Raw genomic sequence first — 13,433 nt, forward strand, 5'->3', positions numbered from 1 at the left:
GGCTGTTCATCCTTGGTTGTTGTTGGGGTTAGCGAGAAAGCTCAGCATCAGTAAGGCTTAGGCCCATCTGCCAGAAGTCGATTTCCAGGCGGGTGGCATCGCGGAAGATGTTGGCAAGCTCTTTAAAACGGGCAGGGGTGACATCGGTCAAACGGGCGTTGAGCCATTCAAGCTCCGCCTGCATGGCGGCCTGGAATTGCTCGCTTTCGTACATCGCTATCCAGGCATCAAACGGGTTCTGTTCGCCGCGCAGGGTAGAAGGCTGGTCGTTCAGCCAGTTGGCGATTTCGCCGTAGCCGACAAGGCAGGGGGCAAGCGCCACGTGCAAATCGAGCAGGTCGCCGCGGCTGCCGGTATCCAATACGTAGCGGGTGTAGGCCATGGTCGCGCGGGCTTCGGGGAGTTCGGCCAGCTCCTGCTCGGAAATCCCCCACTCTTGGCAAAAGCCCACGTGCAGGCCCAACTCCACATCCACAATGGCTTTTAAACCTTCATGGGCTTGGCGTAAATCTGCCAGGGTGGGGCTTTTATAGGCCGCCAGCGCATAGGCGCGGGCGAAGTGAATCAAAAACAGGTAATCCTGCTTTAAGTAATGACGAAACGACGCCTCAGGCAGCGTGGCGTTGCCCAACTGGCACACAAAATCGTGCTCAATATAGGCGCGCCAGTCGTCCTGGCAAGCGGTGGTGAGATCAGTAAAGCGATAGCCCATGATGCCTCCGGTGGTAATGATCCGGAGGTAAGGCGAGAAAGATCGAGGAAATGGCGCGGAAGGTGGCGTGCGATCGTAAGAGAGCTAGCCAAGGCCATCGCTTGATCCCTACGCCGGTACCCGCGCCGCAATTCATAAAGCAGCGCATTAGCCGGATCAGGTTCAGCGGGACCAGCGCTCGGTAGCCAAAAGCTCACCCTGCGCCATCTCAGCCGGATTTCACCGGCACCCCGTCAAGCTGTTCGTTGATGGAGTGTAGGAGGCGGTTATGGGAGATGCAAGGGGCTGTTGAGCCTTATGGTTGCGGCGTTGCATCTTGATATTGTGGTGTACGCTAAGAATCGACGTATTTTCCTATCGCTAGAGGGCATAACTTTAAGGGGCAACGACAGTCATGTATTTGGTACTTTTTATTTCCGGCATCGTGTAAAAATACTTTTAACCAAGAGTGAGGGAGATAGTAGCCGTAATGCAAATAGCACAAGCCACATCTGAAAATGCGCGTGCAGTCGCTGAGATTCATGTGGCAGCTTGGCGTGCTGCATATAGATCCATTGTTCCAGACGATTATCTAGCATCGCTATCAATAGAACGTCGCGAAGCTAAGTGGAGCGAATGCATTGCGGCGGGTGATCCTACGTTACTGGTTGCTAAGAAGGCTGGTGTTGTCCAAGGCTGGCTTAGCTTTGGAAAATGTCGAGATATCGGTTCGCACAAGAGTGAAGCGGAAGTCTGGGCTATTTATGTATCCCCAACAGCTTGGTCAACAGGAGTGGGTCACTTGTTCTGGCTGCGGGCAAAAGAGCTTATGCTTGAGAAAGGTTTCAAGTCGTGCAGTTTGTGGGTTTTTCCTCAGAATGAACGGGCAATTAAGTTCTATCGCTCAATCGGGTTTGCCCATGACGGGGCAGCCGCCAAGAACTTCGAACTCGGTGGTGTGCTGCTTCAGGAAGTGCGATTTGTCTCTCAATTTAGCTGTTAATCATTTTTTTAAAGATAACAGCAGAAGGCATTTAGCCCGGCTAAAATTACCAACCTCACCCAGCGGTTGATCTAAAACGTGTCGATAGAGATAAACGATGGCATTGGGTGCCTGGTCTTGTGTTGCCGCAGCAACGCGCCTTTCTATCGTGAGATATTCCAAAAGTTGCCGCACTTCATTGTCTGCCATAGTGGCAGGAGGCAGCATTCTCTTGAAACGAATGAAAAATCGAATCCAGTAACAATAGGTTTTCTCAGTACGAAGGCTATAGCGTATTACACTTAGAGTAGCTTTTTCCCGCTCCATTGGTTGCCCCCCGCCTGAATACATTAATTGTATTTATATACAGCATTCTTAAGAATGGCAAGTCGCGCAAGCATGCGAATTTTGGATATGTAACCAAAATTGGCTTTGCTCTTAAGGGAGTCAATGGGGTAGATTTGATCAGGGTGGCTGCATAACCTCAATGAACGCGCCGGCGCGTTCATTGAGGTTATGCAGCGGGGTATATAATCACTGTTATATTTTACGGAGACTCCACACATGGCTGTAAACCAAGTAGAGCGAGCGTTCCGGGCATGGCCAGTATTAACTGGTGTCGCGAAACAACGTGGAACAATCACTTACGGCGAATTAGGTGCTGCGATTGGGGTTCACCATCGAGCAATCCGCTACGTGCTTGCGACGTCCCCCCTTTCTCAGTAGCAGCCGGGTTTAGAGCCAGAAGTAACTTTATCGTGTTTTAACACCAGTTGCTCGGCGTAGGCTGAAGGTGTCAGTCCGCCAAGACTCTTCTTCGGTCTCTCTTCGTTGTACTCCCGCCGCCATGCTTCGATAACAACCTTGGCGTGATGAAGGCTGGTGAACCAATGCTCATTCAGACATTCATCGCGAAAGCGCCCATTGAACGATTCTACGTAGGCGTTTTGATTGGGTTTTCCAGGTTCAATTAAAAACAGGGCAACGCCCCGTAGATGAGCCCATGACAGCATGGCGCGCCCGCAGAATTCCTTTCCATTATCCGTACGAATGGCGCTAGGTAAGCCACGTTGTAAAGCCAGATGATCCAGAATACGTGTTAAAAACAGTCCACCAATGGCACGTTCAGGCACGATAGCGACGGCTTCATGGGTAGCGTCATCGACAACGGTGAGGTTCTTTAACACTCGCCCGTCTGCCGTGCGGTCAAACACAAAATCCATTGACCAGACCTGATTGGCGGCACCAGGGCGGCCAAGGGGCTTTCGCTCAGACGTGGGAACCTTCTTGCGCTTGCGACGCTTCACCTGCAAGCGAGCTTCGGCATATAGACGCTCAACACGCTTGTGATTGACCGGCTCTCCGGCCTGACGTAGCTTCAGATAGATCATGCCCGCCCCATAGCGACGGTGCCGATGCGCAAGCGCCAGGATGCGTTCGCGTAAGCCCTGGTTGCGGTCCGGCATTCGCTGATAGCGTAACGCGCTGGCACTCATCCGGATGACACGCAGTGCTCGGCGCTCGCTCAGGCCACGTGACACCATAAAGCGCACCACGTCTCGGCGTGCAGGGGCACTCACCACTTTTTTCTCAGTGCCTCGCGAGTGACCTCCATCTCCAGTAGCGACTCAGCGAGCAGCTTTTTCAAGCGTCCATTTTCGGCTTCGAGTTCTTTGAGTCGCTTGGCATCGGGAACACTCATGCCGCCAAACTTGCTGCGCCAAAGGTAATAGCTGGCTTCCGAAAAACCGTGCCGACGGCATAGGTCCTTGATGGGCAGTCCCGCTTCTGCTTCGCCCAGAAAACCAATGATCTGTTCTTCGCTGAACCGCTTCTTCATGTCCAATCTCCTTACGCATAGGATCAGACTCTAAAGTGTAGCGCTACTCAATCCGGGGGTGACGTCGCGGCGTTAAATCAGTTCTAATGCCGAAGCTGGGCAATTTGCAAAGCGTCATTCCTGACTTTGTATACCATTCGGTGCTCTTCGATGGTTCGCCGAGATCAGTAACCGGCACTGCTCACCATATTGATGAACCGTTTTCAGCGCTAAGTCGATGACCGAAACGCCCCTACCTTCCCGGTAGAGGCACTTTTTTATCATATAAAGTTACCTTTCGTAACCGAACCCTCCTTGTTTTCGAACAGTGTTCTGCCTATGTTTATACATGTGAATCAAACGACTGTCACATTGCGTGAATCACGGCAGGATAGCCTTTAAATACCATGACGATTCCTAGAATCGTTCACAGCAAGTCGTCACAAGGAGAATACACGTGAAACTCAGAACCCTACTTACCGCCTCGTTTGCCTCTACCGCTCTGCTCGCTGCTGCACCGTCGGCATTCGCCGCACCCAATGCTGATGGCCTTTATCTGGGCATTGGTACCGGTTTCAGCTCGCTGGAGAACGACGACGACGAAGTCGGCGATTTCATCTCCGATGGCGCCGAAGACTTTGATCTGGATGATGACGAAGACAACGGCTTTAAAGGTTTCGTCGGCTACGAATTTAATCCTTACTTCGCTACCGAAATCTTCTATGCCGATCTTGGTCGTACGCGCCTGAGGGGTAACAGCGACGCCAATACCGATTTAGAATCCAGCGCCTACGGGGCGAGTCTGGTCGGTCAATTGCCCATCACCTCCTGGTTTACCGCCTTCGCTAAGGCCGGTGTGGCCAAGTGGCAAACCGACGTCGACGGTAACCTTGGCGGGGCTAGCGTTGATCTTGAAGATCAGGACGGTACCGATCCGGTCTACGGTGTCGGCGCGCAGTTCAACTTCGACCCCTTCCTGATCCGTGCCGAATACGAGCGCTACGACTTCGACAGCGACTATAAGATCGACAGCTTTACCGCATCAGCCGGTTTCCGCTTCTAACCGTCAATTTATTTAACCATGTTCGATATCAGCGCCGGGGCTCGCCCCGGCGCTGCCGTTTTCAAGAAGTTTGTTTTGCTGACCACCACCTTGTTCCAGCTCGATAACGGATTCCAGCAAACGACGGGCGCTCTTAGTGCGCGCAGGAGATAGACTGTCTCTTGTAGCGCCTCATAGTCTTCGAGAGAGATCATTACCACAGGCTGCGCCTTGTTGCGGGTGATGTTCATTGGTGAATGGTCTTCACAGACCTGCTCCATGGTTTTTGCTAGATTGGATCTAGCGGACGTGTAGCTAATGGCATCCATAAGGCTGATCCCACGCGTTAAACGGTAAGATGTAGATGAACCAAAACCTTGCAGACGAGCTAGTCATGGTGATGCGCGAAGACCAGCACTTGTTGCAGCAGCTCTTCGATGCTGGCGAACTGCCCGCTGAGTCCTACCATCCCCGAATGAAAGCCTTGCACGAGCAAAATACTGCCCGTCTGAAAGAAATCATTAGCGTCCACGGTTGGCCTGGTATCCCGCAGGTTGGTGAAGAAGCTGCCAAAGCGGCATGGCTGATCGCTCAGCATTCTGTATCAGATATTGATTTTATGACGGAGTGTGCCGGCCTGCTGAAAGAGGCGGTTGCCAGAGAAGAGGTAGCGGGGTGGCAGTTGGCATTTCTGCAGGATCGGGTGCGTACCTTATCTGGTAAGCCTCAGGTTTACGGCACCCAGTTCGATGTTGATGAAAAGGGTTGGCCAATACCGTTCCCCATCGCAGATGCGGCGGCGGTGAATGAACGTCGTGCGCGCCTCGGGCTGAACTCCCTTGAGGAGCGCCAGGAGCAAATGGTTGAGCAAGCGCAGAAACGCCGCGCCAATATCGAAAAATGTTCACTATAGGCAACGCTTGCACCGGCCTATCGGCATTAAATGACAGAGGAAGCTATGCTGGAAACTGCCAACACCCCTGAACCTCCGTACTATGCGGTGATTTTTACCAGTTGCCGTACGGAAGGTGACAACGGATATGCCGAGATGGCGGCCCGCATGGTCGCATTAGCCACTAAGCAACCAGGCTTTTTGGGTATCGAGTCTGCCCGGGAGGGCCTGGGTATTACCGTATCGTACTGGGCTAGCCTTGAGGCAATCAGCCACTGGAAGAAGAACGCTGAGCATCTTGAGGCCCAGCGCCTGGGTCACCAGCAATGGTATGCAAGCTTTCGGGTTCGGGTGGCGAAGGTTGAGCGTGAATACGGTATTTAACAACCGTATTCACCTGGGCTGAGTACAGCATTGGAGTGACCAGTAGATGTGGTGGTCGCTATGCTTCAGTCGGTGCTATTGCCGGTTCCATAATGACTATTGATATGCGCGACTTTTATCTTAATGATTTAACGCCCATTGGTTGCACGGCCTGGAATGAACCGATTTTGAGAATCTGATTGGTTATATTGAAAAGGGTGAAATACGCACGTTAGTGACTAAAATATTTGAACTAAGTGATATAGTAAGTGCGAGAATAGAGTATTCTTAATGATACGTATTTTGGCAACTTTGTGCTTATGCCACCGTTATAGTCGCTAACGGCCTAGTTAAAAGTTGTTAACCATAAAGGCCGTTGTTAACCATATTGTTAACAATAGACGCTTAGGCATGGGGTTGGTTACAATGGCACGTTACACCAACCCCGTATGTTCCAACACGACCATCACACCAATCCCGATTAACACTAAGCCGCCGATCAGTTCAGCCCAGTGGCCCACATACTTGCCGAGCTTGTGGCCAAGTAGCGTGCCCATGGAGGCCATCACAGTGGTGGCCAGACCAATGGCAAGACTGGTGGTAATGATGTTCACATCGATAAACGCAAGGCTGGCGCCCACGGCCATAGCATCCAGGCTGGTAGCGGTAGCCGTCAGCACCAGCAACCAGAAGGTCTGCTTGCGATGTGCTACCTTTTCCTCTTTTTTCAGCCCTTCATGCATCATGTGCAGGCCAATAACGGAAAGCAGAGCAAAGGCGACCCAGTGGTCCCAGGCTTCTACATACTGCTGCGATGCCTTGCCCGCCACCCAGCCCAGCACGGGCGTCATCGCTTCAATAATGCCAAATACCAGGCCAATGGCCACGGCATGACGGAAGCGGGGTTTGGTTAGCTTAGCGCCTTTGCTGAGGGAGGCGGCAAAGGCATCTGCCGACATGGAAACCGCTAGAAATAGCAGGGCAACAGGCGTCATGAAGTACACATCTCTCGATGAAGAATCCGCGTATAAGAAACTATTAGTATGGTGCTAAGCACTCATGCTTGAGTGTAAAAGTCGGGTATTAAAGTGAGATGAAGCCTACCACGGATGGTTAAACAAACAAGGGATTGTTCTAAAAATAAAGTTTGTAATAGCGAACTAATATAGCCTTGGCTAACAATGTATTTGTTAGCTGATATCGTTGTGTTTGGGTTAGTTGTCGGTATCCCATGCTCTTTCACTTTAGTCGGTAAAGTCGAGGATGCCGTCCGCTGGCACTCCTGCCTCTACCTTGTGATCCAAAGTGCGGCACTTATTCTGTGAACCCAGGAAGAAAGAGAAGTATCTCCTAGATGAAATCGACAAACTTACAAAAAAATGAACGAAGCAAAGAGCGGTAGACAGGCATTCCCAAAGAACTGTTCTGGTGATTAGCTCTCTGGTTTGATGTTTAAAGAATAATAGAGACAGGAAAACGTTACCCTGTCCCTATTCCCCCCGTTCCCCGTCTAACCCCCTAAACCTGCGCGTAGCCCCCGTCAACGAACACCTCGCTCCCTGTCATAAAGCTGCTGTCGTCGGACGCCAGGAACGCCACCGCGCCCGCGGTTTCCTTGGGATCGCCCAGACGCTCAAGTGGTACGGTCCGTTTCATCTCGCTCAGGGCTTCGGACGGGAGCAGTTCCATCAGCTTGTCTGTTTGGGTCGGGCCAGGAGACATGACGTTCACGCGAATGCCGGTGCCCCTGAGGTCATGGGCCCAGCTGCGCGCCAGATTGCGGACGGCCGCCTTGGAGGCGCTGTAGATACTCATGGCCGGGGTGCCCATGCTGCCCACCGTGGATCCAGTGAGGATGATGGAGCCGCCGTTCGTCATCAGGGGCAGGGCCTTCTGGACGGTGAAGAGGGTGCCTTTGACGTTGATGTCGAAGATGTAGTCGTAGTGCTCCTCGGTGATCTGTCCCAGGCTGGCGAATTCGCCGACGCCCGCGTTGGCCACCAGTACGTCCAGGCGCCCTTTCTCTTTCTGCACTGTCTCGAATACGCGGTCAAGATCCTCCGGCTTCGTCACATCCGCCTGGAGACCCCGGGCGTTAGGGCCCAGTGCCTCCGCCGCGTTGTCGAGGACGTCCTGGCGCCGTCCGACAATGAAGACAAAGGCGCCTTCGTCGATCAGGCGTTGGGCCGAGGCTAGGCCGATGCCGCTGGCTCCGCCTGTGATTAGTGCGATTTTACCGTTTAGCCGACTCATGGTTGGGTCTCCGTGTGTGTTGACTCGATTCGCTTTCACGATATATAAACCACTTACAAATGTTCAAGTATGCACCTTTTGGTAAGTACCCTTTATGGCGAAAGAAAACTCAGAAATCCCACGTTTCATTTGTGGCCTGCATGCGACGCTGCACGTGATCTCCGGGAAGTGGAAGCCTTTGATTCTGTTCTTTTTAAACAAGGGCCCGACGCGTTACGGCGAGCTCAGGCGAAGCGTCCAGGGCGTGAGCGACAAAATGTTGATCCAGCAGTTGAAAGAGCTGGAGTCCGACGGCATCGTCCAGCGAACCGACTATGGGGAGATCCCGCTGCGCGTCGACTACTCGCTGACGCCCTTCGGGGCGAGTCTGGTGCGGGCCATGGAGCCGCTTTGCGGCTGGGGCGAGGCGCACGAAGAGGACATTGCCGCGGCGATGGACCGCCGGAAAACCAGCCGGTAAAAAGCGAAGTCGGCAATGAATTACCAAAGGGGGCAGATCTATTTATTTTTAAGCAAACTGAGTAGCTTTAAATCGTTCTGACCCCATTGTGATTATTTATGAAGTCAACACTTAACAAGGTGGTCAACGGGACGCCAACTACGCTGCACTCCGTTGGCACCCATTACCACTGGCGTTAAAACAGAAGTGATACCGGTGCTAGGCAATAAGCAAAGCGCCATCTGTGATTTTGTAAACCATTCGGTGTTCTTCGTTGATCCGCCGAGACCAATAACCGGCGAGGCTGTGTTTGAGAGGCTCTGGTTTGCCGACTCCTTCAAATGGCTCTCGTTTGGTCTCTTTGATTAGCTTGTTAATTCGGTTAAGAACTTTCTTATCGATTTTCTGCCGCTTAAAACCAGCGGCTGAGCCCAGGCGGGAAACGGCAAATTGTCGATAAACCAGAGCCTTCTACACGTTCCCTATCGAAGATGCTGCGGCGCTATCGCTTGGAATCAATACTTTTCCAGACCAGCCCAACCAGCGCAATAGCCAGTACGGCGAACAGCACGTTGGCACTCGTCGAATCCAGCGCTTGCAACGTTAGGCCTGACACGACCAGCCAGAGCGCTGGAATGAGGGCGGCGATCCAGAGGGCGAACCCACGAAGCATAATAAGCAGCAGGCCCAGCGTGGTCGCCGCCGTAGGGTCGGCATGAATGCCGAATACTTCCGCTTGGTACCAGGAGCCGCCGCTTAGCGGCGCTATTAGCGGCATTAGCGTTGGCATAAGTACGAGGCCGAAGAGGGTGATGGCGATGCCTATGGCAACCGGTGGGTGTGTTGCGCGTGGTGCGTTATCCATTCCCCATCCGGTTAGCGCCATCAGTACTAGTAGCACGGCCTGGGCTATGAAAGCATCGCCAATATAGCCCCCGGCCCAGTTGAGTTCTGCATAGCGCTGAATGAAAAACGCGACGGCGACAAAGGCCCAGAGCGGGGCGGGTAGCAGGCAGGCGAATTGCGTGCGGTGTCTCAGCGCCAGTGCCAGGGTGGCGGCGCCGAGGGCGAGGGTCAGCAGATGCAGCGGCCAGAAGGTTTCGCCCATGCGCTCAAGCAGGCGAAAGTAAATCTCCGCCGTGAAGGGAATAAAGTCCTGTAGCTGGTAGCTCGTCCACTCGTTCATAGCGACTCAATGTAGTCGGCCATCCGCTGCCTGGCAGTGGGCGAGGGCATGGGGGTGTGGCCAGCGCGCATGTTCTCGCGCATATGTTCGACCTGGGTGGTGGCGGGAATGGCACACGTTATCGCCGGGTGACTGACGATAAACTTCAGCAGAAAGTCCGCCCAGGTGGTGCAACCGCATTCCGCGTTGGTCCATTCGGGCAGTGGCGCGTCACGGCGCTTGAGGGTCTTGATCAAGCTGCCGCCATCGTAAGGTCGGTTGGCGATCAAGCCGATGCCCCGCTCTTCTGCCAAGGGCAGTAGCCGGTTTTCGGCCTCGCGGTGGGCGATGTTGTAGGTCAGCTGAACGAAGTCGATATCCTCTGATGTCATGATCTGCTCAACCTCGCTGTGGCGGCGCCCGTGCGAGGTGGTAATGCCAATATGGCGGATGATGCCTTCGGCTTTCATTTCCTGCAGCGCGGCTAGGTGCTCGCGCCAGTCCGTCAGGTTATGTACCTGCACCAGATCGAAATGCTCAACCTTCCAGCGGTCTTCAAGCTCGGCCACTTGCTCGCGGGCTGAGCCACCGGCGGGGCTCCAGACCTTCTCAGCGGCAAACAGGCTCTCGGGCGTGCCCAGCTGCTGTAGGGCATAGCCCATCACATCCGGTGCCGAGCCATACATGGGCGATGAGTCGATCAGGCCGCCGCCATGCTCGAAGAATGCCTTGACCACCTCAGTGCGGGCATCAAGCAACTCAGGGTCGTTGCCGACATTGAACGTGCGCCAAGTGCCCATGCCAATCACGGGCAGCTTTTTGTCAGTGCCCGCAAAGGCCTTCAGGCGAATCCCGTTGGTGTTGGCAAAAAGCGATGCGGTGGGGAGCGCCATGGCGGCGAGTGTGGCGCCGATGAGCGTAAGGCTTTGTCGGCGCGTAATGCGATGCTTGATGCGATGTTTGACGTGATGCTTCATAGCGGTCGCTCCTTCCGATTTTTTTGAATCGGCACCGTGGAAGCCAACACCAGTACAAAGCATGTCAGCACAAACACCTTATTCACAAACCAGTTGGTGCGCCAGATCGACCACTCAGGGTCGTCGAGAAAACGCACGAACAGGGTGGCGATGATGAGGATTTCAAAAACGGACATGCCCACCGCCAAGGCACGCGTATAGCGAGGCTGCTTTAGCAGCGCCCAGCCTAGCCAGACGTGCGCCAATGGCCATAGATCCCAGTAAATATACCGCGCCCAGGGCTCGTCGTAGGCCAGCGCATACCCCACGGGAAACAGGTATTTAATGAACAGCGTCCACGCCGCGAGGATAAACAGCAGGTGGGCAAGGAAGCTGATCCAGGCATTGGATTTTGGGGCGGGCAGTGACATGACAGCGCTCCTGTCCTAGTCCGTTAATCCTGGGCCGTTAATGGCGCCTCCTCACACCATCTTCAAAGAGTGCTTGCGCGTTGGCGGGGGATAGGCGGCGTCGATTTGTGCCAGGTCATCTTCGTCGAGTCTGACGTTATCTGCATCAAAGTTCTGTTTGAGATGATCCAGATTCACGGCTTTAGGAATAGCGATCACGCCGGGGTGGCGCAGTGCCCAGGCAAGCGCCACTTGCGCGGTGGTAGCGCCGTGTTTGCCGGCGATGCGTTGCAGGGTTGCGTCATGCAGTAGCGCGCCGCCTTGCCCGATGGGGCAATAGGCCATGAGCGGCATGTGTTGTTGTGCCTGCCAGGGCAGCAGGTCGTATTCAATGCCCCGGGCTTCGGGGTTGTAGAGCACCTGATTGGTGGCGCAAGCGGGCGCGTCGAGTTCTGCCAAGTCGTCAATGTCGAAGTTCGACACGCCCCAGCGCAGGATCTTGCCCTGCTCGCGCAGCCGCTCAAAAGCTTCGACTGTTTCGCTCAGCGGATACTGGCCGCGCCAGTGCAGCAGGTATAGATCGATGGTGTCGGTGCCCAATCGGCGCAGGCTGCGCTCGCAGGCGGCTTGAACACCCTGGGTGCTGGCGTTATGCGGGTAGACCTTGCTAACCAGATACACCTCATCGCGCCGGTCACGGATCGCTTGGCCAACAATCTCTTCAGCGCCGCCTTCGGCATACATCTCGGCGGTATCGATCAGCGTCATGCCCATGTCCAGCCCTTCGCGCAGCGCCCTGACCTCCGCCTGACGCTGCCCGGCATCCTCGCCCATATGCCAAGTGCCCTGGCCGATACGGGGTACGCTGTCGCCACCTAGCTTAATCGTCTGCATATTCTATCCCCGGTTGTGATGCTGTGGACTCATGTTTATTAAACGTAGGCAACACCAACCTCGCCGCCAGCAACAGCCATACCGACTCAATCGCCATCGAGGCAACGCAAAGCAGTGCTTCAATACTGACCAATACCAGCACGTAGGTCAGTCAGCGAGTAGGTCATGCCATTAGCGGTGCCACTAGAAGGCCTCCGGCCAGCCATACCGCCGCAATAACGACAAAACCTCGCAGTACCCAAGTACCAGCTCCTGCGCCGCCGCCATGGTCATGATGATGCTCATGGCCCGAGTTGGCATGTTTGGCCCGATACCAAAAAAACACCAGAACCGCGGATATCGCGATGAATATCAGATTGAGTATGAAACCGTAGTCCATCTTGAAATGATCGCGTTCCGTTGCCGTTTGCACAGTGCTTGCATCCGGTAGCATGCCGAATGCCGCGAAGCCGTAATGCATGATCAGAGAAGCAAATACCAGCCCACTAAGCAGCAGTGCGAGAATATACAGCGACATCTTCCAGCCATAATATTGCGCATTAATTCTCAGAACCGGCAGTACCACCAAATCCGAAAAAATAAAGGCCATTACGCCCGCGAAGCTGACGCCGTTACCGAAAAGCACAGCAGCCAAGGGAATATTCCCCATGGAACCAATAAAGGTAAAAAAGGCTGCAAAAGGACCGATTAAGGTTTGAGCTAGCAGAGAGAGAAAGCCCAGTTCACCTTCTGTCTGGCCAGCGCCAGGAAAAAGCCCATGGAAGAAACTTTCAGGCACAAAGGCGGCAATCACGCCAGCAACGGTAAAGCCGATTAATACATCCTTCCATACCATCTGCCATTCCATGACATAGGTCATGCCGATCTGCTGCCAACCCTCACGGCTGGTCAGTTTTGACTTCCAGCTCTTTTGTTCACCGCCATGCTGATGATCTTCCTCATTCTTATCAAGCCGATCTCTGGCCTGTTGAATAAGCTTTTTGGGATTGGTGACCCGAATGAAAAGCCAGGCAAATAGGATCAGTAAGATACCGCCAATGTATTCAGCTACCACAAACTGCCAAGCCAGGAATATCGAGATGACGATACCCAGCTCAATCACTAGGTTGGTGGAGGCGAGAAGAAACGCAATGGAAGGCGCTAATCCAGCCCCTTTTTGGAACAGGCTTCGCGTGGTAGCCAGCGCGGCAAAGCTGCAAGAACTGGAGATAAAACCAAAGAAGGTGCCTAGCGCCATACTGCGCGGGCCGGTTTTACCCATGGCTTTCTGCATACGTTCCTTCGTTACAAGCACTTGTATCAGGCTGCTGATGACGTAACCCAGCACGAATGCCCAAAGGGCCATCCAGAAAAAACCGGTGCTGGTCAGCGCTGCCTGGTGCCAGAGACTGAAAAATTCCATATTAGCTCCGGTGGGTTAAAAGCAGATGAGATGCTAGTAAAAGCTAGCAGGGATTCGCTGAGTCAACAAAGGCGCCTATCGCTTGCAGCGTTTTCTTCAGGGGGCCTTCATCCCGGCCCATGTCC

The 13,433-nt window shown here is 53.9% G+C and carries 17 protein-coding genes and 1 riboswitch; of the genes, 5 read left to right on the top strand and 12 right to left on the bottom strand.

The features are described 5' to 3' along the window. Window positions 1-28 precede the first annotated feature (28 nt). The gene (gene tenA, locus ACW44H_RS04305) at window positions 29-712 is read right to left on the bottom strand and encodes a thiaminase II (protein WP_457507170.1); all 684 of its coding nucleotides are present in this window, start codon (window positions 710-712) and stop codon (window positions 29-31) included. Window positions 713-800: 88 nt separating this feature from the next. Then, a riboswitch (TPP riboswitch) is annotated at window positions 801-955 on the bottom strand. A 226-nt stretch (window positions 956-1,181) separates the two neighbouring features. Between tenA and ACW44H_RS04310 the strand changes: the two genes are divergently transcribed. Beyond that, window positions 1,182-1,694 carry an N-acetyltransferase family protein gene (locus ACW44H_RS04310; RefSeq protein ID WP_457507172.1) on the top strand — a complete coding sequence of 171 codons (513 nt, stop codon included), beginning with the start codon at window positions 1,182-1,184 and terminating at the stop codon, window positions 1,692-1,694. Here the strand turns inward: ACW44H_RS04310 and ACW44H_RS04315 are convergent, their stop codons facing one another. Together ACW44H_RS04315 and ACW44H_RS04320 are read right to left on the bottom strand one after the other, a co-directional pair. Then, entirely contained in the window at window positions 1,695-2,000 is a 306-nt protein-coding gene (locus ACW44H_RS04315; protein WP_457507174.1) for a site-specific integrase, read from the bottom strand. Window positions 2,001-2,392: 392 nt separating this feature from the next. After that, a protein-coding gene (locus ACW44H_RS04320) for an IS3 family transposase (RefSeq protein ID WP_457507175.1) occupies window positions 2,393-3,513 on the bottom strand; the annotation gives its coding sequence in 2 pieces (ribosomal slippage) (window positions 2,393-3,255 and window positions 3,255-3,513; 1,122 coding nt in all). A gap of 436 nt (window positions 3,514-3,949) precedes the next feature. Here ACW44H_RS04320 and ACW44H_RS04325 point away from each other — a divergent pair. Further along, window positions 3,950-4,555: a porin family protein gene (locus ACW44H_RS04325; protein ID WP_457507177.1), complete on the top strand. Its 606-nt coding sequence runs from the start codon at window positions 3,950-3,952 to the stop codon at window positions 4,553-4,555. Between the two features lie 8 nt (window positions 4,556-4,563). Here ACW44H_RS04325 and ACW44H_RS04330 read toward each other — a convergent pair whose 3' ends face one another. After that, complete coding sequence (locus tag ACW44H_RS04330) at window positions 4,564-4,863, bottom strand: type II toxin-antitoxin system Phd/YefM family antitoxin (RefSeq protein ID WP_457507179.1); 300 nt, start codon at window positions 4,861-4,863, stop codon at window positions 4,564-4,566. Between the two features lie 35 nt (window positions 4,864-4,898). On the opposite strand from ACW44H_RS04330, the gene ACW44H_RS04335 reads away from it, so the two are divergent. Beyond that, window positions 4,899-5,447 (top strand): DUF6624 domain-containing protein, encoded by a 549-nt coding sequence (locus ACW44H_RS04335; RefSeq protein WP_457507181.1) that lies wholly within the window; start codon window positions 4,899-4,901, stop codon window positions 5,445-5,447. A 45-nt stretch (window positions 5,448-5,492) separates the two neighbouring features. After that, window positions 5,493-5,810 carry an antibiotic biosynthesis monooxygenase family protein gene (locus tag ACW44H_RS04340; protein ID WP_457507183.1) on the top strand — a complete coding sequence of 106 codons (318 nt, stop codon included), beginning with the start codon at window positions 5,493-5,495 and terminating at the stop codon, window positions 5,808-5,810. 413 nt (window positions 5,811-6,223) lie between these two features. Here ACW44H_RS04340 and ACW44H_RS04345 read toward each other — a convergent pair whose 3' ends face one another. Together ACW44H_RS04345 and ACW44H_RS04350 are read right to left on the bottom strand one after the other, a co-directional pair. Next, window positions 6,224-6,784 (bottom strand): manganese efflux pump MntP, encoded by a 561-nt coding sequence (locus ACW44H_RS04345; RefSeq protein WP_457507184.1) that lies wholly within the window; start codon window positions 6,782-6,784, stop codon window positions 6,224-6,226. 523 nt (window positions 6,785-7,307) lie between these two features. After that, the gene (locus tag ACW44H_RS04350; protein WP_457507186.1) at window positions 7,308-8,042 is read right to left on the bottom strand and encodes an SDR family NAD(P)-dependent oxidoreductase; all 735 of its coding nucleotides are present in this window, start codon (window positions 8,040-8,042) and stop codon (window positions 7,308-7,310) included. Window positions 8,043-8,136: 94 nt separating this feature from the next. Here ACW44H_RS04350 and ACW44H_RS04355 point away from each other — a divergent pair, with 94 nt between their 5' ends. Further along, window positions 8,137-8,502: a winged helix-turn-helix transcriptional regulator gene (locus tag ACW44H_RS04355; protein ID WP_457507188.1), complete on the top strand. Its 366-nt coding sequence runs from the start codon at window positions 8,137-8,139 to the stop codon at window positions 8,500-8,502. 198 nt (window positions 8,503-8,700) lie between these two features. On the opposite strand, the gene ACW44H_RS04360 is transcribed toward ACW44H_RS04355, so the two are convergent. From ACW44H_RS04360 to ACW44H_RS04385, 6 genes are all read right to left on the bottom strand, one after another. After that, window positions 8,701-8,916: a Txe/YoeB family addiction module toxin gene (locus tag ACW44H_RS04360; RefSeq protein ID WP_457508924.1), complete on the bottom strand. Its 216-nt coding sequence runs from the start codon at window positions 8,914-8,916 to the stop codon at window positions 8,701-8,703. A gap of 67 nt (window positions 8,917-8,983) precedes the next feature. Beyond that, the gene (locus tag ACW44H_RS04365) at window positions 8,984-9,667 is read right to left on the bottom strand and encodes a DUF6064 family protein (protein ID WP_457507190.1); all 684 of its coding nucleotides are present in this window, start codon (window positions 9,665-9,667) and stop codon (window positions 8,984-8,986) included. After that, a complete protein-coding gene (locus tag ACW44H_RS04370; RefSeq protein ID WP_457507192.1) occupies window positions 9,664-10,623 on the bottom strand; it encodes an aldo/keto reductase in 960 nt (319 codons plus the stop codon). The genes ACW44H_RS04365 and ACW44H_RS04370 overlap by 4 nt, the downstream gene beginning before the upstream one ends. Next, window positions 10,620-11,033, bottom strand: a complete 414-nt coding sequence (locus ACW44H_RS04375) for a hypothetical protein (protein WP_457507194.1) — start codon at window positions 11,031-11,033, stop codon at window positions 10,620-10,622. The genes ACW44H_RS04370 and ACW44H_RS04375 overlap by 4 nt, the downstream gene beginning before the upstream one ends. A 51-nt stretch (window positions 11,034-11,084) precedes the next feature. Next, window positions 11,085-11,906, bottom strand: coding sequence for an aldo/keto reductase (locus ACW44H_RS04380; RefSeq protein WP_457507196.1), 822 nt, complete (start codon window positions 11,904-11,906; stop codon window positions 11,085-11,087). 163 nt (window positions 11,907-12,069) lie between these two features. Further along, window positions 12,070-13,308: a permease gene (locus tag ACW44H_RS04385; protein WP_457507198.1), complete on the bottom strand. Its 1,239-nt coding sequence runs from the start codon at window positions 13,306-13,308 to the stop codon at window positions 12,070-12,072. Window positions 13,309-13,433: the final 125 nt, after the last annotated feature.

Source organism: Vreelandella sulfidaeris Esulfide1 (genome assembly GCF_054072535.1).

Excerpts from the sequence above, each read along its gene's own strand:
- ACW44H_RS04355 (WP_457507188.1), top strand. The coding sequence starts at position 8,137 with ATGGCGAAAGAAAACTCAGAAATCCCACGTTTCATTTGTGGCCTGCAT.
- ACW44H_RS04380 (WP_457507196.1), bottom strand. The coding sequence starts at position 11,906 with ATGCAGACGATTAAGCTAGGTGGCGACAGCGTACCCCGTATCGGCCAG.
- ACW44H_RS04350 (WP_457507186.1), bottom strand. The coding sequence starts at position 8,042 with ATGAGTCGGCTAAACGGTAAAATCGCACTAATCACAGGCGGAGCCAGC.
- ACW44H_RS04310 (WP_457507172.1), top strand. The coding sequence starts at position 1,182 with ATGCAAATAGCACAAGCCACATCTGAAAATGCGCGTGCAGTCGCTGAG.
- ACW44H_RS04375 (WP_457507194.1), bottom strand. The coding sequence starts at position 11,033 with ATGTCACTGCCCGCCCCAAAATCCAATGCCTGGATCAGCTTCCTTGCC.
- ACW44H_RS04385 (WP_457507198.1), bottom strand. The coding sequence starts at position 13,308 with ATGGAATTTTTCAGTCTCTGGCACCAGGCAGCGCTGACCAGCACCGGT.
- ACW44H_RS04330 (WP_457507179.1), bottom strand. The coding sequence starts at position 4,863 with ATGGATGCCATTAGCTACACGTCCGCTAGATCCAATCTAGCAAAAACC.
- ACW44H_RS04340 (WP_457507183.1), top strand. The coding sequence starts at position 5,493 with ATGCTGGAAACTGCCAACACCCCTGAACCTCCGTACTATGCGGTGATT.
- tenA (WP_457507170.1), bottom strand. The coding sequence starts at position 712 with ATGGGCTATCGCTTTACTGATCTCACCACCGCTTGCCAGGACGACTGG.
- ACW44H_RS04315 (WP_457507174.1), bottom strand. The coding sequence starts at position 2,000 with ATGGAGCGGGAAAAAGCTACTCTAAGTGTAATACGCTATAGCCTTCGT.
- ACW44H_RS04335 (WP_457507181.1), top strand. The coding sequence starts at position 4,899 with ATGAACCAAAACCTTGCAGACGAGCTAGTCATGGTGATGCGCGAAGAC.
- ACW44H_RS04345 (WP_457507184.1), bottom strand. The coding sequence starts at position 6,784 with ATGACGCCTGTTGCCCTGCTATTTCTAGCGGTTTCCATGTCGGCAGAT.
- ACW44H_RS04370 (WP_457507192.1), bottom strand. The coding sequence starts at position 10,623 with ATGAAGCATCACGTCAAACATCGCATCAAGCATCGCATTACGCGCCGA.
- ACW44H_RS04365 (WP_457507190.1), bottom strand. The coding sequence starts at position 9,667 with ATGAACGAGTGGACGAGCTACCAGCTACAGGACTTTATTCCCTTCACG.